At 68.7% G+C, this 21,406-nt stretch carries 21 protein-coding genes; 11 read left to right on the top strand and 10 right to left on the bottom strand.

Annotated elements, in window-relative coordinates; translation table 11 throughout:
• From uvrA to earP, 4 genes are all read right to left on the bottom strand, one after another.
• Nucleotides 1-5,389, bottom strand: a 5,389-nt coding sequence (gene uvrA / locus BB334_RS13510) for an excinuclease ABC subunit UvrA (protein WP_068809463.1), incomplete at its 3' end; no start/stop codon positions are given.
• A 17-nt stretch (nucleotides 5,390-5,406) separates the two neighbouring features.
• Nucleotides 5,407-6,060 carry a hypothetical protein gene (locus BB334_RS13505; protein WP_068809027.1) on the bottom strand — a complete coding sequence of 218 codons (654 nt, stop codon included), beginning with the start codon at nucleotides 6,058-6,060 and terminating at the stop codon, nucleotides 5,407-5,409.
• 140 nt (nucleotides 6,061-6,200) lie between these two features.
• Entirely contained in the window at nucleotides 6,201-6,758 is a 558-nt protein-coding gene (efp, locus tag BB334_RS13500; protein ID WP_068809026.1) for an elongation factor P, read from the bottom strand.
• Between the two features lie 60 nt (nucleotides 6,759-6,818).
• On the bottom strand, nucleotides 6,819-8,006 hold the full coding sequence (gene earP / locus BB334_RS13495; RefSeq protein WP_068809025.1) for an elongation factor P maturation arginine rhamnosyltransferase EarP: 1,188 nt from the start codon (nucleotides 8,004-8,006) through the stop codon (nucleotides 6,819-6,821).
• 75 nt (nucleotides 8,007-8,081) lie between these two features.
• On the opposite strand from earP, the gene BB334_RS18225 reads away from it, so the two are divergent.
• Entirely contained in the window at nucleotides 8,082-8,339 is a 258-nt protein-coding gene (locus tag BB334_RS18225) for a hypothetical protein (RefSeq protein WP_158014412.1), read from the top strand.
• 21 nt (nucleotides 8,340-8,360) lie between these two features.
• Here BB334_RS18225 and BB334_RS13490 read toward each other — a convergent pair whose 3' ends face one another.
• Nucleotides 8,361-9,086, bottom strand: a complete 726-nt coding sequence (locus BB334_RS13490; protein ID WP_198531257.1) for a 16S rRNA pseudouridine(516) synthase — start codon at nucleotides 9,084-9,086, stop codon at nucleotides 8,361-8,363.
• Nucleotides 9,087-9,157: 71 nt separating this feature from the next.
• Here BB334_RS13490 and BB334_RS13485 point away from each other — a divergent pair, with 71 nt between their 5' ends.
• The 8 genes from BB334_RS13485 to BB334_RS13450 all read left to right on the top strand — a co-directional run bounded on the left by BB334_RS13485 (nucleotide 9,158) and on the right by BB334_RS13450 (nucleotide 14,161).
• Nucleotides 9,158-9,628 (top strand): SRPBCC family protein, encoded by a 471-nt coding sequence (locus tag BB334_RS13485; protein ID WP_068809023.1) that lies wholly within the window; start codon nucleotides 9,158-9,160, stop codon nucleotides 9,626-9,628.
• A 72-nt stretch (nucleotides 9,629-9,700) separates the two neighbouring features.
• On the top strand, nucleotides 9,701-10,720 hold the full coding sequence (locus BB334_RS13480) for a recombination-associated protein RdgC (protein ID WP_068809022.1): 1,020 nt from the start codon (nucleotides 9,701-9,703) through the stop codon (nucleotides 10,718-10,720).
• A 392-nt stretch (nucleotides 10,721-11,112) separates the two neighbouring features.
• Nucleotides 11,113-11,679 carry a menaquinone-dependent protoporphyrinogen IX dehydrogenase gene (hemG, locus tag BB334_RS13475; protein ID WP_068809021.1) on the top strand — a complete coding sequence of 189 codons (567 nt, stop codon included), beginning with the start codon at nucleotides 11,113-11,115 and terminating at the stop codon, nucleotides 11,677-11,679.
• Nucleotides 11,680-11,727: 48 nt separating this feature from the next.
• Nucleotides 11,728-12,015 carry an encapsulin-associated ferritin-like protein gene (locus tag BB334_RS13470; protein ID WP_068809020.1) on the top strand — a complete coding sequence of 96 codons (288 nt, stop codon included), beginning with the start codon at nucleotides 11,728-11,730 and terminating at the stop codon, nucleotides 12,013-12,015.
• Nucleotides 12,016-12,177: 162 nt separating this feature from the next.
• Nucleotides 12,178-12,621, top strand: a complete 444-nt coding sequence (locus BB334_RS13465) for an NfeD family protein (protein WP_408646457.1) — start codon at nucleotides 12,178-12,180, stop codon at nucleotides 12,619-12,621.
• A 37-nt stretch (nucleotides 12,622-12,658) separates the two neighbouring features.
• On the top strand, nucleotides 12,659-13,522 hold the full coding sequence (locus tag BB334_RS13460) for an SPFH domain-containing protein (RefSeq protein WP_068809018.1): 864 nt from the start codon (nucleotides 12,659-12,661) through the stop codon (nucleotides 13,520-13,522).
• 64 nt (nucleotides 13,523-13,586) lie between these two features.
• A complete protein-coding gene (locus BB334_RS13455) occupies nucleotides 13,587-13,958 on the top strand; it encodes a hypothetical protein (RefSeq protein ID WP_068809017.1) in 372 nt (123 codons plus the stop codon).
• Nucleotides 13,955-14,161, top strand: coding sequence for a hypothetical protein (locus BB334_RS13450; RefSeq protein WP_068809016.1), 207 nt, complete (start codon nucleotides 13,955-13,957; stop codon nucleotides 14,159-14,161). Before BB334_RS13455 ends, BB334_RS13450 begins: the two co-directional genes overlap by 4 nt.
• 21 nt (nucleotides 14,162-14,182) lie before the next feature.
• On the opposite strand, the gene BB334_RS13445 is transcribed toward BB334_RS13450, so the two are convergent.
• Nucleotides 14,183-15,820, bottom strand: coding sequence for a peptide chain release factor 3 (locus BB334_RS13445; RefSeq protein ID WP_068809015.1), 1,638 nt, complete (start codon nucleotides 15,818-15,820; stop codon nucleotides 14,183-14,185).
• 157 nt (nucleotides 15,821-15,977) lie between these two features.
• Here BB334_RS13445 and BB334_RS13440 point away from each other — a divergent pair, with 157 nt between their 5' ends.
• Entirely contained in the window at nucleotides 15,978-16,226 is a 249-nt protein-coding gene (locus BB334_RS13440) for a hypothetical protein (protein ID WP_068809014.1), read from the top strand.
• A 90-nt stretch (nucleotides 16,227-16,316) separates the two neighbouring features.
• Here the strand turns inward: BB334_RS13440 and BB334_RS13435 are convergent, their stop codons facing one another.
• From BB334_RS13435 to BB334_RS13420, 4 genes are all read right to left on the bottom strand, one after another.
• Nucleotides 16,317-16,535, bottom strand: a complete 219-nt coding sequence (locus BB334_RS13435; protein WP_068809013.1) for a glycine zipper 2TM domain-containing protein — start codon at nucleotides 16,533-16,535, stop codon at nucleotides 16,317-16,319.
• Between the two features lie 248 nt (nucleotides 16,536-16,783).
• Nucleotides 16,784-18,166: a class II fumarate hydratase gene (locus BB334_RS13430; protein WP_068809012.1), complete on the bottom strand. Its 1,383-nt coding sequence runs from the start codon at nucleotides 18,164-18,166 to the stop codon at nucleotides 16,784-16,786.
• 84 nt (nucleotides 18,167-18,250) lie between these two features.
• Complete coding sequence (locus tag BB334_RS13425) at nucleotides 18,251-18,883, bottom strand: pentapeptide repeat-containing protein (RefSeq protein WP_068809011.1); 633 nt, start codon at nucleotides 18,881-18,883, stop codon at nucleotides 18,251-18,253.
• A gap of 120 nt (nucleotides 18,884-19,003) precedes the next feature.
• Complete coding sequence (locus BB334_RS13420; protein WP_068809010.1) at nucleotides 19,004-19,513, bottom strand: hypothetical protein; 510 nt, start codon at nucleotides 19,511-19,513, stop codon at nucleotides 19,004-19,006.
• Nucleotides 19,514-19,686: 173 nt separating this feature from the next.
• Between BB334_RS13420 and BB334_RS13415 the strand changes: the two genes are divergently transcribed.
• On the top strand, nucleotides 19,687-21,333 hold the full coding sequence (locus BB334_RS13415; protein ID WP_068809009.1) for a glycoside hydrolase family 19 protein: 1,647 nt from the start codon (nucleotides 19,687-19,689) through the stop codon (nucleotides 21,331-21,333).
• Nucleotides 21,334-21,406: the final 73 nt, after the last annotated feature.

Raw genomic sequence — 21,406 nt, 5'->3', positions numbered from 1 at the left:
GCACGCCGCCGGTGTCCTCCGCGTCGCCCGGGCGGCGGCGCACCTTGGCGAGCTCGGTCACCAGCTTGATGCGCTGCGCCTCGCCGCCCGAAAGGGTCGGGCTGGGCTGGCCCAGGGTCAGGTAGCCAAGGCCGACGTCCTGCAGCAGCTGCAGCGGGTGGGCGATGGCGGGGTGGGCGGAGAAGAAATCCACCGCCTCGTCCACCGGCATCGCCAGCACCTCGGCCACGGTCCTGTCCTTCCAGCGCACCGACAGCGTCTCGGGGTTGAAACGCGCGCCGCCGCAGCCCTCGCAGGGCGTCTTCACGTCGGGCAGGAAGCTCATCTCGACGGTGGTCTGGCCGGCGCCGTCACACACCGGGCAACGCCCGGCGCCGGTGTTGAAGGAAAAGCGCGAAGCGCTCCAGCCGCGTGTGCGGGCGTCGAAGGTGTCGGCGAAGAGCTTGCGGATCGCGTCCCAGAAGCCGACGTAGGTCGCCGGGCAGGAACGCGGCGTCTTGCCGATCGGGGTCTGGTCGACCTCCAGCACGCGGCCGACCTGCTGCCAGCCGTGGATCGCCTTGCAGCCGACCAGGGGCTGGTCGACCTCGTCGGGCTGGGCCTGGCCGCGGCGGCGGGCGCGGGTGGCCTCGGGGTCGCCGAGGCGGGCGCGCAGGTTGGCATGGATCACGTCGCGCGCCAGGCTGGACTTGCCCGAGCCGGACACGCCGGTCACCACCGTCAGGCGGGCGAGCGGGATGCGCACCGAAATGTCGTGCAGGTTGTGCAGGTTCGCACCCTCGATGCGGATCGCGGGGTGGTCGTCGGCCACCGCGCGGCGCGGCCGCAGCGGGTGCTGCAGCGGGTGGCGGAAGCACTTGCCGGTGGCGGATTCGGGCGCAGCGAGCAGGTCGGCGATGGTGCCTTGCGCCACCACCCGGCCACCGCGCACGCCGGCACCGGGGCCGAGGTCGATGACGTGGTCGGCGCGGCGGATGGTGTCCTCGTCGTGCTCGACCACCAGCAGGGTGTTGCCGCGGTCGCGCAGGGCTTCCAGCGTGTCGAGCAACAGGCGGTTGTCGCGCGGATGCAGGCCGATGGTCGGCTCGTCGAGGATGTAGCACACGCCGCGCAGGTTGGAGCCGAGCTGGGCCGCCAGGCGGATGCGCTGCGCCTCGCCGCCCGACAGCGTGGGCGCGGCGCGATCGAGCGCGAGGTAGCCGAGGCCCACGTGCTGCAGGAAGGCCAGGCGCCCGCGGATCTCGCTGACGAGGTCGCGCGCGATCTCGGTCTCGCGCTCGTTGAGCGCCAGATCGGCAAAGAAGCCGGCCGCCTTGTCCACCGCCCAGGCGGCGAGCTGGTGCAGGCCGAGCTCGCGGAAGCGCACCGCGCGTGCCACCGGGTTCAGGCGCGCACCCGCGCAGGCGGGGCAGGGCTCGTCGCTGACGATGAGCTCTTCCGCATCGCCGAGGTCGAGCGCGTCCGGGTCCTCGATGCGCGCCGCGGTCTTCAGCCCGGTGCCGTAGCACTTGGGGCACCAGCCGTGCTTGGCGTTGTACGAGAACAGGCGCGGATCCGGCTCGGGGAAGCCGGTGCCGCAATTCGGGCAGGCGCGCAGGGTGGAGAAGGTGATCGGCTGGGCGCCAAGCTTGCCGATCTCCAGCACCTTGATCACGCCCTTGCCGATCTCCAGCGCCTGGCGCACGAACTCGCGCAGCGTGGCTTCGTTCTCCGGCTGCACCACCACCATGCCGGTGGGCAGCTCGATGTTGTGCTCCTTGTAGCGGTCCAGGCGCGGCCACTTATTGGTGGGCAGGTATTCGCCGTCGACGCGCAACTGCGCATGACCCTTGCCGCGCGCCCACTTGGCGAGGTCGGTATATAGGCCCTTGCGGTTGACCACCAGCGGCGCGAGGACTTCGATGGACGCGCCACGCAGCTCGCGCTGGACCTGGGCGACGATGGCCTCGAAGCTCTGCGGCGTCACCGGCACATCACAATCCGGGCAGAACTGTGTGCCCAGCTTCACGTACATCAGGCGCAGGAAGGGGTGGATCTCGGTCAGTGTCGCTACCGTGCTCTTGCGCCCGCCGCGGCTGGTGCGCTGCTCGATCGCCACCGTGGGCGGGATGCCGAACAGGCCATCGACGTCGGGCCGGCTCGCGGGCTGCACGAACTGGCGGGCGTAGGCATTGAGCGACTCCAGATAGCGGCGCTGGCCCTCGCCGAACACGATGTCGAAGGCGAGCGTGGACTTGCCCGAGCCGGACAGGCCGGTGATCACGGTGAACAGATCGCGCGGGATCTTCAGGCTGACGTTCTTGAGGTTGTGCTCGCGGGCGTGGCGGATCTCGATCACGGGCGCGGCGACCGGGCGGTATTCGACCCGTGCTTCCGCCGCGACGAGCGCCGCACCCCTACCCAGACCGGTTGCCACGGTAGCGACATCGTGCGCCGCGTCGCCGGCCGCATCGCGGCGCTCGCCGCTGCTAAGCGCGAGGGCTTCGGCGTAGTCGCGCAGCGCGGCGCCGGTGTGGGACCCGTCGTGGGCGCGCACCGTCTCCGGCGTACCTTCGATCACGATCGCGCCGCCGCCTTCGCCGCCCTCGGGGCCGAGGTCGATGATCCAGTCGGCGGCGGCGATCACGTCGAGGTTGTGCTCGATGACGATCAGGGAGTGCCCCGCCTGCAGCAGCTTGTCGAAGGCGCCGAGCAGCTTGGCCACGTCCTCGAAATGCAGGCCGGTGGTGGGTTCGTCGAACAGGAACAGCAGGCCGGGCCCAGGATTGTCCCCAGCCTTGTCTACAAAATTGTCCACAGGCCGGGCGCCGCGGCCGCCCTTCTTCTGCACCGCCTGCGCGAGATGGCCGGCGAGCTTGAGCCGCTGCGCCTCACCGCCCGACAGGGTGGGCACCGGCTGGCCCAGGCGAAGGTAGTCGAGGCCGACGTCGGCGAGTGGCGCGAGCGCGGCGGTGACCTTCGGATGCTCGCGGAAGATCTCCAGCGCCTCGTGCACCGTGAGCGCCAGCACATCCGCCACCGACAGGCCATTCCATTGCAGTTCGAGCACTTCCGGCCGGTAGCGCTTGCCGTCGCAGTCCGGGCAGCGAAGCCAGACGTCGGACAGGAACTGCATCTCGACATGCTCGAAGCCCGAGCCGGTGCAGGTCGGACAGCGGCCCTGGCCGGCGTTGAAGCTGAAGGTGCCGGGAGTGTAGCCGCGCCGCTTCGCCTCCGGCAGGGCGGCGAACAGAGCGCGGATCGGGTCCCAGGCGCCGACGTAGCTGACCGGGTTGGAACGCGAACTCTTGCCGATCGGCGACTGGTCGACCATGATCACGCCGCGCAACTTATCCACATTTCCGAGACGCTCGAAGCACCCCGGCGACTCGGCGGACTCGCCGAAATGCTTGGCCAGCGCGGGATACAGCACGTCCTGGATCAGGGTGGATTTCCCCGAGCCGGAAACGCCGGTGAGGCAGCTCAGGCGCTGCAGCGGGAAGGCGACATCGATGCCGCGCAGGTTGTGCTGGCGCGCGCCGACCAGTTCGAGGCGCGGCGTGTCGATATCGACCGCACGCGGCGGGCGGTCGATATCGATGCGCTTCTTGCCGGCGAGCCAGGGACCGGTCACCGAATCGGAATTGGCGGCGATCTCGGCCGGGGTACCGCGGGCGACGATGTTGCCGCCGCGCTCGCCCGGGCCGGGTCCGATCTCGAGCAGCTCGTCGGCGGCGACCATCACCTGGGGGTCATGCTCCACCACCACCAGGGTGTTGCCGGCATCGCGCAGCCGCGTCATCACGCCGAGGATGCGGCCGATGTCGCGCGGATGCAGGCCGATCGAGGGCTCGTCGAGTACGAACAGGGTATTGACGAGCGAGGTGCCGAGCGCGGTGGTGAGGTTGATGCGCTGCACCTCCCCGCCCGACAGCGTGCGCGACTGGCGGTCCAGCGTCAGGTAGCCGAGGCCGACGTCGGCAAGGTAGGCGAGCCGGCTGCGGATCTCGCCGAGCACCAGCTCCGTGGCCTCGTCGCTCATCCTTTCGGCTTGACCGGGGACGTGCAACGTCGCCACGGCCTCGCGGATGCGATCGACCGGCAGCGCCATCAGCTCGTGGATCGCGATGCCTGCGGTGCGCTCCGCCGGCAGGCGCCACAACAGCGCATCCGGCTTCAGCCGCGCGCCGTGGCACGCCGGGCATTCCGTGTAGCTGCGGTAGCGCGACAGCAGCACCCGGATGTGCATCTTGTAGGCCTTGCTCTCGAGCCATTCGAAGAAGTGACGCACGCCGTACCAGTAGCGCGGCCAGGAACTGTCCCAGTTCTTCCACTTCGGATCGCCCTCGAACAGCCACTGACGATGCTCCGGCGGAAGATCGCGGACCGGCACGTCCATCGCCACGCCGCACTTCTTCGCCATCGTCGCCAGATCCTGCTGGCATTCGCGGTAGCTCTCGGTCTGCCAGGGCTTGACCGCGCCCTCGGCGAGCGTCTTCGACTCGTCCGGCACCACCAGCCCGTAATCGACATTGATCACACGGCCGAAGCCGCGGCAGGTCTCGCAGGCGCCGATCGGCGAGTTGAAGGAGAACAGCCCGGGGGTAGGCTCGCTGTAGGCGATGTCGCACTCGGCACAGTGCAGGCCGGTAGAAAAGCGCCACACCGCCTCGCCGGGCGACGCGGACGACCCGACGCCCTCGCCCGCGGCATACACCGACAGGCGCCCGTGACCGCGCGCGAGTGCGGTCTCGAGCGCCTCCGCGAGCCGGGCGTCCTCGGCGTTCGAGGCGCGGAAGCGGTCCTGTACCACCTGCAGCACGTCCTGGCCCTCGGCGCCGGTGACGACACGCTCCTGGATCCGGGTGTAACCCTGCGCGTCGAGCAGGCGCGTGACCTCTTCCTCGCTGAAGTTCGCCGGCACCGGGACCGGGAAGCACACCACCAGGCGCGGATCGCCCGCCGCTGCGGCACGCGCACGCAGCTCGGCGGCGATGCTGTCGGCCGAATCGCGCCGCACCGGCTTGCCGCAGCCGCGGCAGTGCAGCCGGGCCGCCCGTGCGTAGAGCAGCTTGAAGTGGTCGGTGAGCTCGGTCATGGTGCCGACCGTGGAGCGCGAGGTGCGCACCGGGTTGGTCTGGTCGATCGCGATCGCCGGCGGTACGCCCTCGATGCGATCCACCTGCGGCTTGTCCATGCGGTCGAGGAACTGGCGCGCGTACGGCGAGAAGGTCTCGACATAGCGGCGCTGACCCTCCGCATAGAGGGTGTCGAACACCAGCGAGGACTTGCCCGAACCGGACACGCCGGTGACCACCGTGAGGCGATTGAGCGGCAGGTCGAGCGAGAGATTGCGCAGATTGTTCTGACGCGCGCCGCGGATGCGGATGCTGTTGCTGGAATCGGACATGACGGACGAGCGGCGGCTCACTCGTCGTTGGAGGGCAGGTCGCGGCCATCACCGACCGCCGACGCGAAATCGCTTGCTGCCGACTCGTCCGTCACCGGATCCCCCGCTTGGGCTTCGCCGCCTTCCACCTGTGCGTCTTCCGCCTGTGCATCCTCCGCCGCGGTGTCCGCCCCCGCCGCCCCGTCCGCATTGCGGCCGCGGATGATGCCGACCGCACCGATGCCGGCCTCCTTGAGGCGCTGTGCCGCCTCGGCGATGCGCCGCGTCGCATCCTCGGTGGCTTCCTTCGCATCGCGCGCACCGTTGCCGGCAGCCGACTCGAGGCCTTCCGCCTCCCCTACCGCCATGTCGAGCGCACGCTCGGCGCCGACCGAAGCGCGCTCGGCGGCGGCTTCGAGCCTGAGCTCGCCCTGCTCGGCGGCCTTCTTCACCGCCTCGAGGGTGTGTGCAGCCGCGTCTCTCGCGGCCTCGCGAGCCGGCAGGCTGGGCGCTTCGTCCGCCTGCCGCACTTCATCCGCGGCCGCTTCACCGAGCACAGCCGGTGTTTCCGCCCGCGGCTCGGGTTCGAGCTGCGTCTGCGGCTCGGACGGTGGCGCCGTCGGCTGTTCCGGCGAGCAGGCAGCGAGCAACACGCTGGCGAGAGCGATCAGGGCAGTGCGGGGAAGGTTCATCGCTGGAGATCTCATCGAGGTCACGAAAATGGCGGGTATAAGCCTTCCGACCCGCTTTGCACTGCGCGCGTTTCATCACGCGAGGAACAAATTGAAAAAGGGCCCGCTCGGGGGCCCTTTTCATGCACAAGCGACGGCGCTCACTTGACGCGGTTGCGGTACTCGTCGGTGCGGGTGTCGATCTCGATCTTGTCGCCGATCTCGACGAAGGCGGGCACCGGCAGCTCGAATCCGGTGGAGATCTTGGCCGGCTTCATGACCTTGCCCGAGGTGTCGCCCTTGACCGCGGGTTCGGTGTAGATCACCTCGCGCACGACGCTGGTCGGCAGGTCCACCGAGATCGCCTTGCCGTTGTAGAACACGACTTCGCACGGCATGCCGTCTTCGAGGTACTTCAGCGCGTCGGTCATGTTCTCGGACTCGACCTCGTACTGCTCGTAGTCGGCATCCATGAACACGTACATCGGGTCGGCGAAGTAGGAAAAGCTGACTTCCTTGCGCTCGAGCACGACGACTTCGAACTTGTCGTCGGCCTTGTAAACCGACTCGGACGGCGCGCCCGTGAGCAGGTTCTTGAGCTTCATCTTGACGACCGCGGCGTTGCGGCCGGACTTGTTGTATTCGGCCTTCTGCACCACGAGCGGGTCGTTGCCGACCATGATGACGTTGCCGGAGCGGAGTTCCTGAGCGGTTTTCATGCGGTTTTCCGAACGTTCGGATTGCGGCGCGCGGCCACAAGTCCCTAAAAAGGCGAGAGTTTAACCCGTTCGCCCGGAAATGTGGGCACTGAATTCGAGCAGTTGCGAGACCAGATCGGGCAGCGCCGCGAGCTGCCCGCACCAGGCGCGCTGGTGCGCGGCAAGACGCGGCAGTTCGGCTGCGAAGGCGGGCCATTCCGCGGCCGGTTCGCCCCTGCCGTTCCAGGCGAGCCAGAAGCGCCGCATCGCCGCTTCCGCCTCCGGCGCCAGCCCTTCGCCGCAGCGCGCGAGGAAGGCCTCGAGCTTGTCGAAATGAGCGTCTTCCGCCTGCGGGTAGATGTGCCAGACGAAGGGCTTCGCCGCCCATTGCGCGCGCACGAAGGAGTCCTCACCGCGAACGAAGTTAAGGTCGCAGGCCCATAGCAGGCGATCGTAGGCGTCCTGCTCGGTGAAGGGCAGCACCCTCAGCTGCAGTCGGCCGCGGACCACGGCGTCGCCGACGGCCAGGCCGGGTCGCGCCAGCGCGCGCGCCACATCGCCGAGCACGCGGCCTTCGGGCACCAGCACCACCAGTTCGAGATCGCCATCCGACCAGGCCTGCAGCAGGCCCGCCAGCCCGGGATGCTCATAGGCGAACAGCGACACCAGCAGCGCTTCGTCGGCCACCGGCGCCAGCCCGAGCGCGGCGAGCCGGGCCCGCCGTCCGCCCGGCATGCCGAGGAAGGCGTCGCGCGCGGCGAGCAGGCCGGGTTCGCGCGGCAGGCCGCCGGTAGCGGCATCGAAGCCGGGGAAGAAGAAGTGCTTCACCAGCGGCAGGCGGGGATGGGGCGAGGCCATGCGATGACAGCCCGCCACCCAGTCCTCGGCCGACAGGTATTCGAGGTTGATCCAGACCGGCCGGGGTTCGCAGGCGGCCATCCTGCGCAGGTGGACTTCGGGCAGTTCGCAGGCGAAGGCCTCGATCACGACCTCGGCCGGGTCGAGCTCGGGGAAAGCGCTCGGCCATTGCCGCACCACCACCGCCTGCAGCACCACGCCCGACCGGCGCCGGGCGCCCTCCACCTCGGCAGCGGCCGGACAGAGGCGCGAAAACGCGCTCCAGTCGTCGACCCAGAGCCGCACCTCGCGACCTCCTCGCGCGGCGAGGTCGCGCGCCAGGCGCCAGCACACGCCAATATCCCCAAAATTATCCACAACCTGGCAGAAGATCTCCCAGCTGCGCGGCGAATTCGGTCGTTCCGGGTTCATATCGGTGGACAAGAGGCGGATAAAGGGTGGAACAGCTTGTGCATAAAGGCCCCCGTACGGGATTCCTGGAAAACGATGGACATTCCGCGCACATCAGTCCGATCGATTATCAACGACTTTCTCCCGTGCCGAAGCCGGCGCGAAATCTGGGTGAATGCCACTTATCCACAGATTTCGGGGCACTGTTTACTTCTTTATGATTTAAATAAAAGAAAAACAGAACAACAAGAACCCGAAGCAGTGAATCGCCCGCACATCCCTCCCGCCCGCATTGCGATGCCGCACGTCGAAGACGTAAAAAAAGGAAGCCACGGCGTGGCTTCCTGCGTTTGAGAAAGTGCTGGCGAACCGCGCTCAGTCGAAATCGGCCAGCGCGGCCAGATCGGCTGCTTCAAGCCAGCGCCACCCGCCGGGTGCTAACGCCGGATCGAGCACGAGCCCGCCGATCCGGCAGCGGTGCAGCGACTCCACCCGGTTGCCGGCGGCGCCGATCATCCGCTTCACCTGGTGGTACTTGCCCTCGCGGATCGTCATCCGCAGTTCGGTGGGAGCCGTCTGCTCGCAGGCGGACGCGGCGATCGGCGCCGGTTCGTCGTGCAGCTGCACGCCGTCGAGCAGAGTCTGGACGAAGGCCTGGTCGACTTCGTGGCAGAGCTTGATCTCATAGATCTTCGGTGTGCGCTTCTTGCCCGAGCTCCACTGGTGGATGAACTGGCCGTCGTCCGACAGCAGCATCAGGCCGGTGGTGTCCTGATCGAGCCGCCCGAGACACTGCACGCCGCGCACGACGAGCGAGTCGGGCAGCAGGCGGAAGACCGAGGGGTGGAAGCTCGGCTTGTGCGAGCACTCGTAGCCAGCCGGCTTGTGGAGCATCAGGTAGGCCTTCTCACGATAGTGCGATTGCACGCCATCGACCTCAAATGCGAGGCCGGGCTCGCCACCACTGGCGCCGGGGTCGAAATCGGCGAAAGGATCGTCGCAGGGCTCGCCGGCGACGCGCACAAGGCAGGCACGAACCAGGGCGCGGCACTGCTTACGGGTGCCGAAGCCCTGGGAATGGAGGAGTCGTTCGATCTGCATGGAGCGGATGTTAGCCCGGCGCGCGTCCGCCGCGGGGTAAACTGGGCGCCCTCTGGTTTCGGGAGAAGACCGTGCAATTCGAACATCTGGTCGAGGTCAATGATCTCGCCAACGCCGGACTGCGCCCGCTCAGCCGCGACGAGCTGTGGTTCGGCCTGCTCTGCCGCGCGGAGGACGCGCGCCCCTTCCTGCCCGGCCTCGAGGCTTGCCGCATCCTCGCCCGCAGCGAAGGCCGGCTCGAGCGCGAACTGGTGTTCGGCCAGGCGCGGGTGCGCGACACGGTGACCTTCGCCGCGGCCGAGTGGATCCGGTTCGAGAGCGAGCCAAGCGCCGATCACGCCGGCGGCCGGCTGACGATCAGCATCGACGAGCCACAACCCGGCGCGCTCTTCCTGCGCTTTCGCTACGAGACCACGCTGTCCGAAACGCGCGGCAGCGAGGATGCGCGCTATGCCGACATCGTTCGTTCGGCCTACCATCAGTCCGACCTGGACACCGTGCGGGTGATTCGCATGATCATCGAATCGACCCGCGAGCAGTAGCCCCGCCCCATGTCGGCGCCCGCTGCGCACGTGGCGGGCGCCTTTTCGTTCACAACGAGGAAACAAGCAAAGATGTGGTTCAAGAACCTGCAGATCTATCGCCTGCCGACCCACTGGGACATGAGCGCCGAGCGGCTCGACGAACAGCTGGCGAAGAAGCGCTTCCACCCCTGCGGCAGCCAGGATATGGAGAGCCGGGGCTGGGTGGCGCCGCTGCCCGCCGCCGAAGAGGAAGGCTTGGTGCGTGTGGTGGGCGACCAATGGCTGATCTCGCTCGGCCTCGAGCATCGCCTGCTGCCCGCCGCGGTGGTGAAGCAGGAGGCCGAGGAGCGCGCCGAGGAGATGGCCGAGCAGCAGGGCTACAAGCTCGGCCGCAAGCAGATGAAGGACTTGCGCGAGCAGGTCACCCAGGAGCTGCTGCCGCGCGCCTTCACCCGCCGCCGCCGCATGTTCGCCTGGATCGACCCGGTCAATGGCTGGCTGGTGATCGACGCCACCAGCCAGGCGCGTGCCGAGGACATGCTCGAGGTGTTGCGCCAGACCCTCGACAGCTTCCCGCTCGCCCTGCTGCGTACCGAGCGCTCGCCGAGCTCGGCGATGGCCGACTGGCTCGCCGCCGATGAGGCGCCGGGCGGTTTCACCATCGACCAGGACTGCGAGCTGCGTTCGATCAGCGAGGACAAGGCGACCGTGCGCTACGCGCGCCATCCGCTCGAGGGCGACGAGGTCAAGGGCCACCTCGAGGCGGGCAAGCTGCCGACCCGGCTGGCGCTGACCTTCGATGAGCGGGTCAGCTTCGTGCTCACCGAAAAGCTCGAGATCAAGCGGCTCGATTTCCTGGACGTGGTGCGCGATCAGATCGAGGGCGACGCCGAGGACGCCGCAGCGCTGTTCGACGCGGAGTTCGCGCTCATGACCGGCGAACTCGCCCATCTGCTGCCGGCCGTGGTCGAGGCGCTGGGTGGCGAACTCGCCGGTGCCTCGGGTGACGGGCCGCTGACGACCGCAGGCAGCGTCCAAGCGGGCGGCGACCAGGGGACGCCGGCGACCGCGGGAGCGGGCGAAGCCGTTCCCTACGATCCGCCCTTCTGATCCGGAATTCGCCCTGCCGGGAAGCCGGCAGGGCTTTTCCTATGGGTGTACACAGTTTTTAAGTACTTAAAAGCTTATAAAGATCATGTGCCGCCGATTTCTGTGGATAACACGGTTTTTCTTTTTTTAGTCAATCGTCTGGCTTGTTGATCGGAAGGCTGCTCAGGCTGTTGGCAGGCGGAGGACGGTTTCTGGAGGAAATTCGGCTCGTGTCGCGTTCCCCCTACTTGTCCACAAACCGTCAGCCCCGGATCCACCGCTTGTCCACCGTGGCTCGGCATGTGCAGTACGGCGTATTCGTCGCAGGCGGTATAATCGCGTTCGTTCCCCGCCCCGTTGCGCGACGATTCCGTGCAGGCGGAGCGGGCGAGGAAACCCTTCAGGAAACAGCGATGCCCAGCGAGACGGGAGGAGTGGCTTCGACCATCCTGATCCTCTATTCGACGACGGACGGCCACACGCTGGAGATCTGCGAGCGTCTCCGTGACGTACTCGTCGGGCTCGGCCACGAGGTCGAACTCGCGCCGGTGGCGGGGACGCCATCGCGGCCGCTCGAGCAGTGGGACAGGATCGTGCTCGGCGCGGCGATCCGCTATGGCCGGCACAAGCGCGAGGTGTACGACTTCGTCCGCCGCCACGGCGAGATTCTCGCGTCGCGACCGAACGCCTTTTTCTCGGTCAATGCGGTCGGCCGCAAGCCGCACAAGCGCCAGGCGGACACCAACCCCTACGTGCGCAAGTTTCTGAGCCAGATTGCCTGGCAGCCGCAGCAGGTGGAAATCTTCGGCGGCAAGATCGACTATCCGCGCTACGGTCGCTTCGACCGTGCGATGATCCGTTTCATCATGTGGATGACGAAGGGGCCGACCGATCCGCGTTCGGTGACCGATTTCACCGACTGGGATCAGGTCGACGCCTTCGCCCGCCGCCTCGGCGGCAGCCATCAGCAGGCGTTTTAGTCCGGGCCCCTCGCCCGGCCCGTCAATCTGCGAGAAGGAGGACCCGGAATGTCCAATGAGGGCTATCACGAACCGATCGAGGAACTCAGCGTCGAGACGCGCGACATGCACCGTGCGATCGTCTCCCTGATGGAGGAGCTCGAGGCGGTGGATTGGTACAACCAGCGCGTCGATGCCTGCCAGGATCCCGAGCTGAAGGCGATCCTGGCGCACAACCGGGACGAGGAGAAGGAGCACGCGGCGATGGTGCTGGAGTGGATCCGGCGCAAGGACGGCTGTTTCGACAAGGAACTGAAGGACTACCTGTTCACCGACAAGCCGATCGCCCACGAGTGAATCGTGCGGCGCCGCGCGGCGCCGCACGCTGGCCCGGATAACGCAGCGGCGTGCAGCGCGCCGCTGCTTTTTTTGCGCCGCCGCCGAGCGCGTCACACCGGCGGGGTCGTCGTGCCGGCTTCTGCAACGCAGCCGCGCTACAGTCGCGGCATGGAAGATTTCATGATCATCGAATGGTGGCAGTGGGAGATCGCCGGGCTGGTGCTGGTCCTGCTGGAGCTGGCGATTCCGGCGTTCTTCGTCATCTGGTTCGGCTTCGGCGCGATGCTCACCGGTCTCGTGCTGCTCGCCGCGGGCGAGCTGTCGCTGACCGCGCAGGTCGCGGTGTGGATCCTCGCGTCGCTGGCGATGGTGGTGCTGTGGTTCCGCGTGTTCCGCCGCTCGCGCCACAAGACCCTGATCGGCACCGCTGCGGGCGAGGTGATCGGCGAGGTCGGTCTGCTGGTTTCCGCGGTGGCGCCCTTCCAGCGCGGCCGGGTGCGCTTCCAGCGCCCGGTGCTCGGCGCGGAGGAATGGGCCTGCATGGCGGAGACCGCGATCGCCGCCGGCGAGCGGGTACGCGTGGTCAGCGTCGAGGGCAGCTTCGTCAAGGTGGCGAAGGCCTGAGCGGTATCTCAATCAACGAACGGAAGGAAAGCGTTTCATGACCGAAGGTCTCGCAATCGCGCTCGCGCTGCTGGTATTCGTCGTCGTCACCATCGCCAAGGGCGTGCGCCTGGTGGCGCAGGGCGAGGAATGGGTGGTCGAGCGTCTGGGCAAGTACCACGCCACGCTGCGCCCCGGGCTCAACATCCTGATCCCCTATCTCGACCGTGTCGCCTACAAGCTGGTGACCAAGGACATCATCCTCGACGTGCAGGAGCAGGAAGTGATCACCCGCGACAACGCGGTGATCCTGACCAACGCGATCGCCTTCGTGAAGGTCACCGACCCGGTCAAGGCGGTGTATGGGGTGACCGACTTCTCGGAAGCGATCCGCAACCTGATCATGACGACGTTGCGCTCGATCGTCGGTGAAATGGAGCTCGACGAGGCGCTGTCCTCGCGCGACAAGATCAAGGCCAGGCTGCGCGAGAGCATCGCCGACGAGGCGGTGGACTGGGGCCTGACGGTGAAGTCGGTCGAGATCCAGGACATCAAGCCCTCGCAGTCGATGCAGAAGGCGATGGAGCTGCAGGCTGCCGCCGAGCGCGAGCGCAAGGCCGCGGTGACCAAGGCCGAGGGCGCCAAGCAGGCGGCCATCCTCGAGGCCGAGGCGCGGCTGGAGTCGGCCAAGCGCGACGCCAACGCCCAGGTCATGCTCGCCGAAGCTTCGGCCGAGTCGATCCGCCGCGTGTCGGCCGGCATCGGCGACCAGACCGGGCCGATGATGTACCTGCTCGGCGAGAAGTACATCGGCGCGCTCGAGAAGCTGGGCGAATCCGGCAGTTCGAAGCTGGTGGTGATGCCGGCCGACCTCCAGGAGACCCTGCGCGGCCTCGTCGGCCGGCTGGGCGCACGCGCCTGATCGCCGTCGCCCCCTTCCCTGTGTGATCATGGGACGCAACCGACTCCCAACCAGGAAGACAGTGATGACGAAAACCTCCTCCACCCTGCTCGCCGCCCTTGTCCTCGCCGGCGCCGCCAGCGGCGCGATGGCGCAGTCCTTCATGACCGACAAGGCCGAAGTCGAGAAGCTGCTCACCGGCTCCACCTTCAAGGGTGTGTATCTGCGCACCCAGTCGGCCTATACGCTCGAGTTCGGCAGCGACGGCACGCTCACCGATACCACCGGCGCCAAGGCGCGCTGGTGGGTCGACGATGAGGCCCGCTACTGCCGCGAATGGCTCGACGGCAAGCTCAAGGGCAACATCGGTTGCATGAACGTCGAGCGCGAGGATGGGCGCATCTCGCTCTACGCCGCGGGTCAGAAGGTGGTCGAGGGCACCGTCAGCGGGAAGTGAGCCTTCCCGCGACCGAAGGGCCGCGCTGGGTGCTCTGGCGGCTCGACGACAACGACAACCGCTTCGCCATCGCCGTCTTCGCGCGCCGGGACGAGGCGGAAGCGGCCGCGCGCACCTTCGAGGCGCACGGACACAAACAGGCCTACTGGGTGGAGGCGGAGGACGGCTCGCCCGCGGCGGACGAGCGGGGCGGGATCGGCTGAGCGGCTGCCCCGCCCGCCGGCTCAGGCCAGCACCTGCCCGTGCTCCCGTGTCGCATGGAAGGTCACCTTCGGCCACTTTTCCGCGGTCACTTCCAGGTTGTAGCGGCTGGTCGCCAGATAGACCGGGTTGCCGTCGATGTCCTTGCCGAGGCGGGCGTACTGCTCGCGCTCGAAGTTGCGGCGGGTCAGTTCGTCGGGAAAGGTCAGCCAGCGCGCGGTGTGGATGTCGGCGGCGTCGAAGAGCGCGTCGACCTTGTACTCGTCCTTCAGGCGCTGGGCGACGATCTCGAACTGCAGCACGCCGACCGCGCCGAGCAGCATCTGGCCGCCCTCGAGCTCGAAGACCTGGATCGCGCCCTCCTCGCCGAGCTCCTGCAGACCCTTCTGCAGCTGCTTCGACTTGAGCGGGTCGCGCAGGCGCGCGGCGCGGAACAACTCGGGCGAGAAGTAGGGGATGCCCTTGAAGCCGAGGTTCTCGCCCTCGGTCAGCGTGTCGCCGATCTGCAGCTGGCCGTGGTTGTGGATGCCGATGATGTCGCCGGCCACACCGTCTTCCTTGATCACGCGCTCGTTGGCCATGAAGGTGAGCGCGTTGGCGAGCTTCATGTCGCGCCCGGCGCGCACGTGGCGCACCTTCATGCCCGAGCTGTAGCGACCCGAGCAGATGCGAAAGAACGCGATGCGGTCGCGGTGCCTCGGGTCCATGTTGGCCTGGATCTTGAACACGAAGCCGCTGAAGGCCGGTTCCGCCGGCTGCACCACGCGCACGCCGCCGGTGGCGGTGCCGGCCTCGCGCGGCTGCGGCGGCGGCGCCCAGTCGATCAGCGCCTGCAGGATCTCCTGCACGCCGAAGTTGTTGATGCCTGAGCCGAAGAACACCGGCGTCTGCTGGCCGGAGAGGAAGTCGGGCAGGTGGAAGGGGTGGGAGGCGCCACGGATCAGCTCGATGTCGTCGCGCAGCTGGCCGATCTCCAACGGGAAACGCCGTTCGAGATCGGCATTGCCGAGGCCGTTGATCGCCTCGGCGTCGCTGCGCCGCGCCTCGCCCGGCACGAAGGTGAGCACGCGGTCCTGCAGCAGGTGATAGACCCCGCGGAAGGCCTTGCCCATGCCGAGCGGCCAGCTCACCGGTGCGCACTGGATCTTCAGCACGTCCTCGATCTCGGACAGCAGCTCGAAGGGCTCGCGCACCTCGCGGTCGAGCTTGTTGATGAAGGTGATGATCGGGGTGTTGCGCAGCCGGCATACCTCGAGCAGCTTGATCGTCTGCGCCTCCACGCCCTTCGCGGCGTCGATCACCATCACCGCGGCGTCGACCGCGGTCAGCACGCGATAGGTGTCTTCCGAGAAGTCCTCGTGGCCCGGCGTGTCGAGCAGGTTGACCGTGTGCCCGTGATACTCGAACTGCATCACCGAGCTGGTCACCGAGATGCCGCGCTGCTTTTCCACCTCCATCCAGTCGGAGGTGGCGTGGCGGGCGGACTTGCGTGCCTTCACCGTGCCGGCGAGCTGGATCGCGCCGCCGAACAGCAGCAGCTTCTCGGTGAGCGTGGTCTTGCCGGCGTCGGGGTGGGCGATGATGGCGAAGGTGCGGCGTTTCTCGACGTCGCGCAGGAGTTCGGGCGGAAACGGGGAATGGGCGGAAGAGGTGTCGGACATGAAGGCGTTCGCAGAAAGCAAAGCCGCCGGCCCGGCGGGCGCGGCGGATGACAAGGCCAATTCTATCAATTAATTACGTGCCGTCGCAGGCGTTTTGCCGGGAACGGGTGCGATCTGCGATGATGTCGGCCCCTTCATCCACGGAGAACCCGCGGCCATGGCCAGACCCGCTCCCACCCTGCAGCAGCGCAAGACCTTCGCCCTGATCCGCATCCTCGGCGGGCTCGTCGCGGGCGCTTATCTCGGCTACGTGGTGCTGGTCAATCTCGCGGCCGGCGTCGCCTTCGAGGGCCAGCTGCTGTTCACCGCGCTGGTGGCGGCGGCCGGCTTCGGCTATGCGGCCTGGTATCTGCGCGAGCTTTCGGCGGTGGCGCGCGAAGAGCGCGAACAGCAGGGCCGGCGTTGACGAAAACGCGGCGCGGCGCCTGATTGGGGCGGGCGCGCCGGAGGGGAGGAGAAACGGGAGCAGGGCCGCCCGCGGGGGCGGACCGCGGGCTTACTTGTTCTTGCCGACCTGGTCGCCGATGACGCCGCCGATCGCGGCGCCACCCACGGTGCCGAGCACACCGCCGTCGGTCACGACCGCGCCGGCCACGCCGCCCACGCCTGCGCCGACCGCGGCGCTCTTTTCACGCGAGGACATGCCTTCCCAGGTGGAACAACCGGTGGCGGCGACGGCGAGCAGCAGGGCGGGAATCAGGGTGCGCATCTTCATGACGATCTCCTTGCGGGATTCAGGGGTTGGTGCGCCGGGCGCGCACGTTGTTTCGTGCCGATTGTGACCGTGTCGGCCGCCCGAAGATCCCCCGGCGACGCGCCATTTGTTACAGGGGGTAAGCAAGCGCGCCGCCGCGCGGGTCGGTCCAGCCCATTGACGCGGAAGGGGCTTTTCCCGCCCTGGGCACGGCCGCGCCGCAACACCAGCGCTTACATTTCCAGCCGCTCGCCGGCGTGCTCCGGGCTTCAGTCACCGAGCATGTCCTCGGCGCGCACCCAGGCATCGAACTCGGCCTCGCTCAGGTAGCCGAGCGCGAGCGCCGCCGCGCGCAGGGTGCTGCCCTCTGCCCACGCCTTCTTCGCGATCTGCGCCGCCTTGTCGTAGCCGATGTGCGGGTTGAGCGCGGTCACCAGCATCAGCCCGTTGTCGAGGTGGGTCGCCATCTGCGCGGCGTCGGGTTCGAGGCCGGCGACGCAGTGGCGCTGGAAGTTGCTGCAGCCGTCGGCGAGCAGGCGGATCGACTGCAGCAGGTTGTGCACGATCACCGGCTTGAACACGTTCAGCTGCAGATGGCCCTGGCTCGCGGCGAAGCCGATCGTGGCGTCGTTGCCCAGCACCTGGCAGGCGATCATCGACAAGGCCTCGCACTGGGTCGGATTGACCTTGCCCGGCATGATCGAGCTGCCTGGCTCGTTGGCCGGCAGCCGCACCTCGGCGAGCCCGGCGCGCGGGCCGGAGGCGAGCAGGCGCAGGTCGTTGGCGAGCTTCATCAGTGCCACCGCCAGCGTCTTCAGTGCGCCCGCCAGCGCCACCAGCGGCTCGTGGCCGGCAAGGGCGGCGAACTTGTTGGGCGCGCTGGTGAGCGGCAGGCCGCTGAGGCGGGCGAGCTCGTCGGCGATTGCGGCGCCGAAGCCCGCCGGAGCGTTGAGCCCGGTGCCGACCGCGGTGCCGCCCTGGGCGAGCTCGCACACCGCCGGCAGGGCGTTGCGGATCGCGCGTTCGGCATAGCCGAGCTGGGCGACGAAGGCCGACAACTCCTGGCCGAAGCTGATCGGGGTGGCGTCCATCATGTGGGTGCGGCCGGTCTTCACCAGCCCCATGTGGCGTGCCGACTGCTCCGCCAGCCCGGCGGACAGCTCGGCCAGCGCCGGCAGCAGGCGGTCGCGCACCGCACCCGCAACGGCGATGCTCATCGCGGTCGGGAAGCAGTCGTTGGAACTCTGGCCGCGATTGACGTGGTCGTTCGGATGCACCGGCGACTTCCCGCCGCGCCCGGCGCCGGCGAGCTCGTTGGCGCGCCCGGCGACGACCTCGTTGACGTTCATGTTCGATTGCGTGCCGCTGCCCGTCTGCCACACCCGCAGCGGGAACTGCGCGTCGTGGCGGCCGGCGGCGACCTCGGCGGCGGCCTGCTCGATCAGCGCCGCGATGTCGGCTGGCAGCGCGCCACTACGGCCGTGGATGCGGGCGGCGGCCTGCTTGACGAGTGCGAGCGCATGGACGACGGCGATCGGCATCGACTCCTCGCCGATCGCGAAGTTGGTCATCGAACGCTGGGTCTGGGCGCCCCAGTAGGCGTCGCTCGGCACTTCGACGGGGCCGAGACTGTCGGTTTCGGTGCGGCTCATGGTCGGTCTCCGCGGGTTGGGCTCGAAGGTGTGCACTGCCTGGGACCGCGCCCAGGGCGGGAAGTGCGCGCCGGCTGCGTGTGCTCAGGGGCAGCCGGTGCAGCCGGTGGTGCGCGCGCCGCCGAAGTCGGCCTGCTCGATCTCGGCGCCGGTCAGGTCGGCGTCGGTCAGGTTGGCGCGGCTGAAGTTCGCCCCCTGCAGGCGGGCGCCGCGCAGCGAGGCGCCGCTGAGGTCCGCGGCGCGCAGGTTGGCGCGCTGCAGGTCGGCGCCGTCCAGGCGCACGCCTTCCATCCGGGCATTGCTGAAGTCGGCGTTGGCGAGGATCGCGCCGGACATGCTGGCACGATTGAAATCGGCGTTCTGGAACAGCCCGCGGGTGAGGTCGGCGCCGTCCAGCGTGGCGCCGGTGAAGCGTGCCTTGCGCGCCTTCACGCGAAACAGCGAGGCGCCGCTGAGGTCGGCTTCGCTGAAGTCGGTACCGGTCAGCATCGCCTCGCGGAAGCTGGTGCCCACCAGTTTCGCCCCCACCAGACTGGATTCGGTGAATTGCGAGTTGGCGAGGTTGGCCCCGCTGAGCTCGACGCCGTTCAGGTTGAGCTTGACGCAGAAGGTGCCGCGCCGGATCTGGCAGCCCTCGACCTGCTGCGTGCCCTGGGCGCAGACGGCGCTTGCGGAAAGGATGAGTGCGATGGCGCTGAGGATCTTCTTGTGGGGCATCTGTCTCGTCGGTCGAAGGCGCTGCCGCGCGGTCCGGCGTGCGGCGCGAGGCAGGCGCGCCGCCCGGAAGGCTTGTCGCAAACATTCTAGCCGCAAGCGGCCACTCACCCGCGTCGAGCCTCAGGGCGCGTCGAAGCGCTGGCACTCGAGTGCGGTCACCGCCAGGCGGTTGTCGCTGCCGGTGTAGAACAGCGAGCCGATCGCGCGGCGATTCTGGAAGGCCTCGTGCAACACGAGCGAACCGCGCAGGCCCTCGAGTGCGAGCGCGTCGGGCTCGCGCACGCCGAAGTCGAGCACCCGCAGCTGGCCACCGGCGTCGTCCAGTCTGCGCAGATAGACATCGTCGCGGCCGGCGAGGTTCGGCGAAACGTCGCTCTTGGCCGGCGGAAAGCGCCGGCTCTCGGCCTGGCCGGGGGCGTCCCAGAGGAAGTCGGGGGTGACGATCTCGAAGCGGGAGATCTCCGCATCGCCCTCGATCAGGGCACGCGTGAGGTCGGGATCCCCGAGTTCGGCGCAGACGATGCTCGCCTGCGCGGCGCTCCTGCCGGGCAGCAGGGCGAGCGCGACCGCCACCGCGACGAGGGCGAGCGCGCCCGCCTGCGCGAGCCGGGTACCGATCGATCGAGCCATGCGCCGCCTCCCTTCGCTCCCTGCCGCGTGGAAGCTCATTATGCCGCCGTCGGTGGGACGGCGGGCGCGGCGACGGCTTGCAAATCGGCGCGCCCTGGTCTTGATTGAAATCGCATGGTCCGCGCGCGGGTCGCGGAGCGGTGGCGGCCGATCCGCCCGCAGGGGAGAACAAGATGCCGATCACGAGCGAAGTGCTCACCCGCCTCGGGGTGTCCCGGGCGAACGCCGACCGCCACCTCGAGGCGCTCAATGCCGCGATGGCGCAGCACGGGATCGACACTCCCTTGCGGATCGCCCATTTCCTCGCCCAGGTGGTGCACGAGTCGGGTCACCTCAAACACGTGGAGGAGAACCTGAACTACAGCGCCGACGGGCTCGCCAACACCTGGCCGGCGCGCTTCGGCGCCCGCGACGCCAGCGGCGCCTACCTGCGGGTCATGGTCGGCGGACGCAGCCGGATCAAGCCGAATGCCGCCGCGCTGCAACTGCAGCGCAAGCCGGAGGCGATCGCCAACGCCTGTTACGCGAGCCGCATGGGCAATCGAGACCCGGCGAGCGGCGACGGCTGGCGCTACCGCGGCCGCGGCCTGATCCAGCTCACCGGCCGCGACAACTACCGTGAGTTCGGGCGCTGGGTGGGCGAGGACGTGCTCGCCGACCCGGACGCGGTCGCCGGCCGGCATTGTGCGCGCTCGGCCGTATTCTTCTGGAATCGCCGTGGCCTCAACGCGCTCGCCGATATCGACGACCTGCATGGCATCACGCGCGCGATCAACGGCGGACTGAACGGTTTCGCCGCGCGCCGCGAACTGCTCGAGAAGGCGCGCCGCGCGCTGCGCGAACTGCTGCCGGTGGCGCCCGGCGCGGGTCCGGCGCTGACGCCCACCCATCGCGTGGTGCCCGCCCAGCTCAACCTGCGCTCCGCGCCCCAGGTCTCGCCGGCGACGTGGATCGCCACCCTCAATCAGGGCAGCGAGGTCGAACTGTGCGGCGAGGCGGACAGCGCCGGCTGGGTGAAGGTCAGGGTTGTGGTCAACCGGGTGCTGCGCGAGGGCCATGTCGCCCAACGCTACCTCGCCGAGCTGCCCGCGCGCGCGCGCGCGGCGACGCCGGAGGCGGCACCCGCCCCCGCCCTGCCGGCGATTCCGGCGGTCCACATGGAGGAGAACCGCGCCGACGTCATTCGCGCGCGCGACGGTGGCCGGGCCTATCCGCTGGGTGAGCCGGACCGGCCACGGCGGCGCGCGGCGAGCGCGGCGGGACGAGCGGCGATGCTGCGCGAGATCGTCGATTATCTCGACGTCGCGGCGCCCGCCCATCTTCGCTACCGGCCCAAGGGCGGCAGCACCTACTGCAACATCTACGCCTGCGACTACTGCTACCTCGCCGGCGCCTATCTGCCGCGGGTGTGGTGGACCGACCGCGCGTTGCAGCGCATCGCGCTCGGCGAATCGGTGGCGGTCGCATACGGCGACACCGTGCGCGAACTCAACGCGAACGCGCTCCACGACTGGCTCGAGGAGCATGGCACGCGCTTCGGCTGGCATCGCGAATTCGACCTCAGCAGCCTGCAGGCGGCGGCCAACGCCGGCGAGGTCTGCCTCGTCGTCGCCAGGCGCAAGGACCTCAACCGCTCCGGCCACATCGTCGCGGTGGTGCCGGAGGACGAGGATCGGCTCGCCCACCGCGACGCCGTCGGCGAGGTGCTGCGCCCGCTCGAATCGCAGGCCGGCACCCGCAACTTCCGTCATGAGGTGAGCCGCAGTGCGTGGTGGCGGGACGCCCGCTTCCAGTCGCACGCCTACTGGCGCCATCCCTGATCCGCCGGCGTTTTCGCCCGGCCGCATGCACGACGCTGCGCCGCGGCTCGCCGCCGGTGGCGAAACGTGGTCT

Source organism: Thauera phenolivorans (assembly GCF_001696715.1).
Taxonomy (GTDB): Bacteria; Pseudomonadota; Gammaproteobacteria; order Burkholderiales; family Rhodocyclaceae; genus Thauera; species Thauera phenolivorans.
The sequence above is the reverse complement of the archived record's forward strand: the minus strand, read 5'-3'. Positions and strand labels throughout refer to the sequence as shown.

Bases quoted from the DNA above. Each gene is read 5' to 3' on its own strand.
- BB334_RS13505 (WP_068809027.1), bottom strand. From the start codon at position 6,060: ATGAACCTTCCCCGCACTGCCCTGATCGCTCTCGCCAGCGTGTTGCTC.
- efp (WP_068809026.1), bottom strand. From the start codon at position 6,758: ATGAAAACCGCTCAGGAACTCCGCTCCGGCAACGTCATCATGGTCGGC.
- earP (WP_068809025.1), bottom strand. From the start codon at position 8,006: ATGAACCCGGAACGACCGAATTCGCCGCGCAGCTGGGAGATCTTCTGC.
- BB334_RS18225 (WP_158014412.1), top strand. From the start codon at position 8,082: ATGGACATTCCGCGCACATCAGTCCGATCGATTATCAACGACTTTCTC.
- BB334_RS13490 (WP_198531257.1), bottom strand. From the start codon at position 9,086: ATGCAGATCGAACGACTCCTCCATTCCCAGGGCTTCGGCACCCGTAAG.
- BB334_RS13480 (WP_068809022.1), top strand. From the start codon at position 9,701: ATGTGGTTCAAGAACCTGCAGATCTATCGCCTGCCGACCCACTGGGAC.
- hemG (WP_068809021.1), top strand. From the start codon at position 11,113: ATGCCCAGCGAGACGGGAGGAGTGGCTTCGACCATCCTGATCCTCTAT.
- BB334_RS13470 (WP_068809020.1), top strand. From the start codon at position 11,728: ATGTCCAATGAGGGCTATCACGAACCGATCGAGGAACTCAGCGTCGAG.
- BB334_RS13465 (WP_408646457.1), top strand. From the start codon at position 12,178: ATGATCATCGAATGGTGGCAGTGGGAGATCGCCGGGCTGGTGCTGGTC.
- BB334_RS13460 (WP_068809018.1), top strand. From the start codon at position 12,659: ATGACCGAAGGTCTCGCAATCGCGCTCGCGCTGCTGGTATTCGTCGTC.
- BB334_RS13455 (WP_068809017.1), top strand. From the start codon at position 13,587: ATGACGAAAACCTCCTCCACCCTGCTCGCCGCCCTTGTCCTCGCCGGC.
- BB334_RS13445 (WP_068809015.1), bottom strand. From the start codon at position 15,820: ATGTCCGACACCTCTTCCGCCCATTCCCCGTTTCCGCCCGAACTCCTG.
- BB334_RS13440 (WP_068809014.1), top strand. From the start codon at position 15,978: ATGGCCAGACCCGCTCCCACCCTGCAGCAGCGCAAGACCTTCGCCCTG.
- BB334_RS13435 (WP_068809013.1), bottom strand. From the start codon at position 16,535: ATGAAGATGCGCACCCTGATTCCCGCCCTGCTGCTCGCCGTCGCCGCC.
- BB334_RS13430 (WP_068809012.1), bottom strand. From the start codon at position 18,166: ATGAGCCGCACCGAAACCGACAGTCTCGGCCCCGTCGAAGTGCCGAGC.
- BB334_RS13425 (WP_068809011.1), bottom strand. From the start codon at position 18,883: ATGCCCCACAAGAAGATCCTCAGCGCCATCGCACTCATCCTTTCCGCA.
- BB334_RS13420 (WP_068809010.1), bottom strand. From the start codon at position 19,513: ATGGCTCGATCGATCGGTACCCGGCTCGCGCAGGCGGGCGCGCTCGCC.
- BB334_RS13415 (WP_068809009.1), top strand. From the start codon at position 19,687: ATGCCGATCACGAGCGAAGTGCTCACCCGCCTCGGGGTGTCCCGGGCG.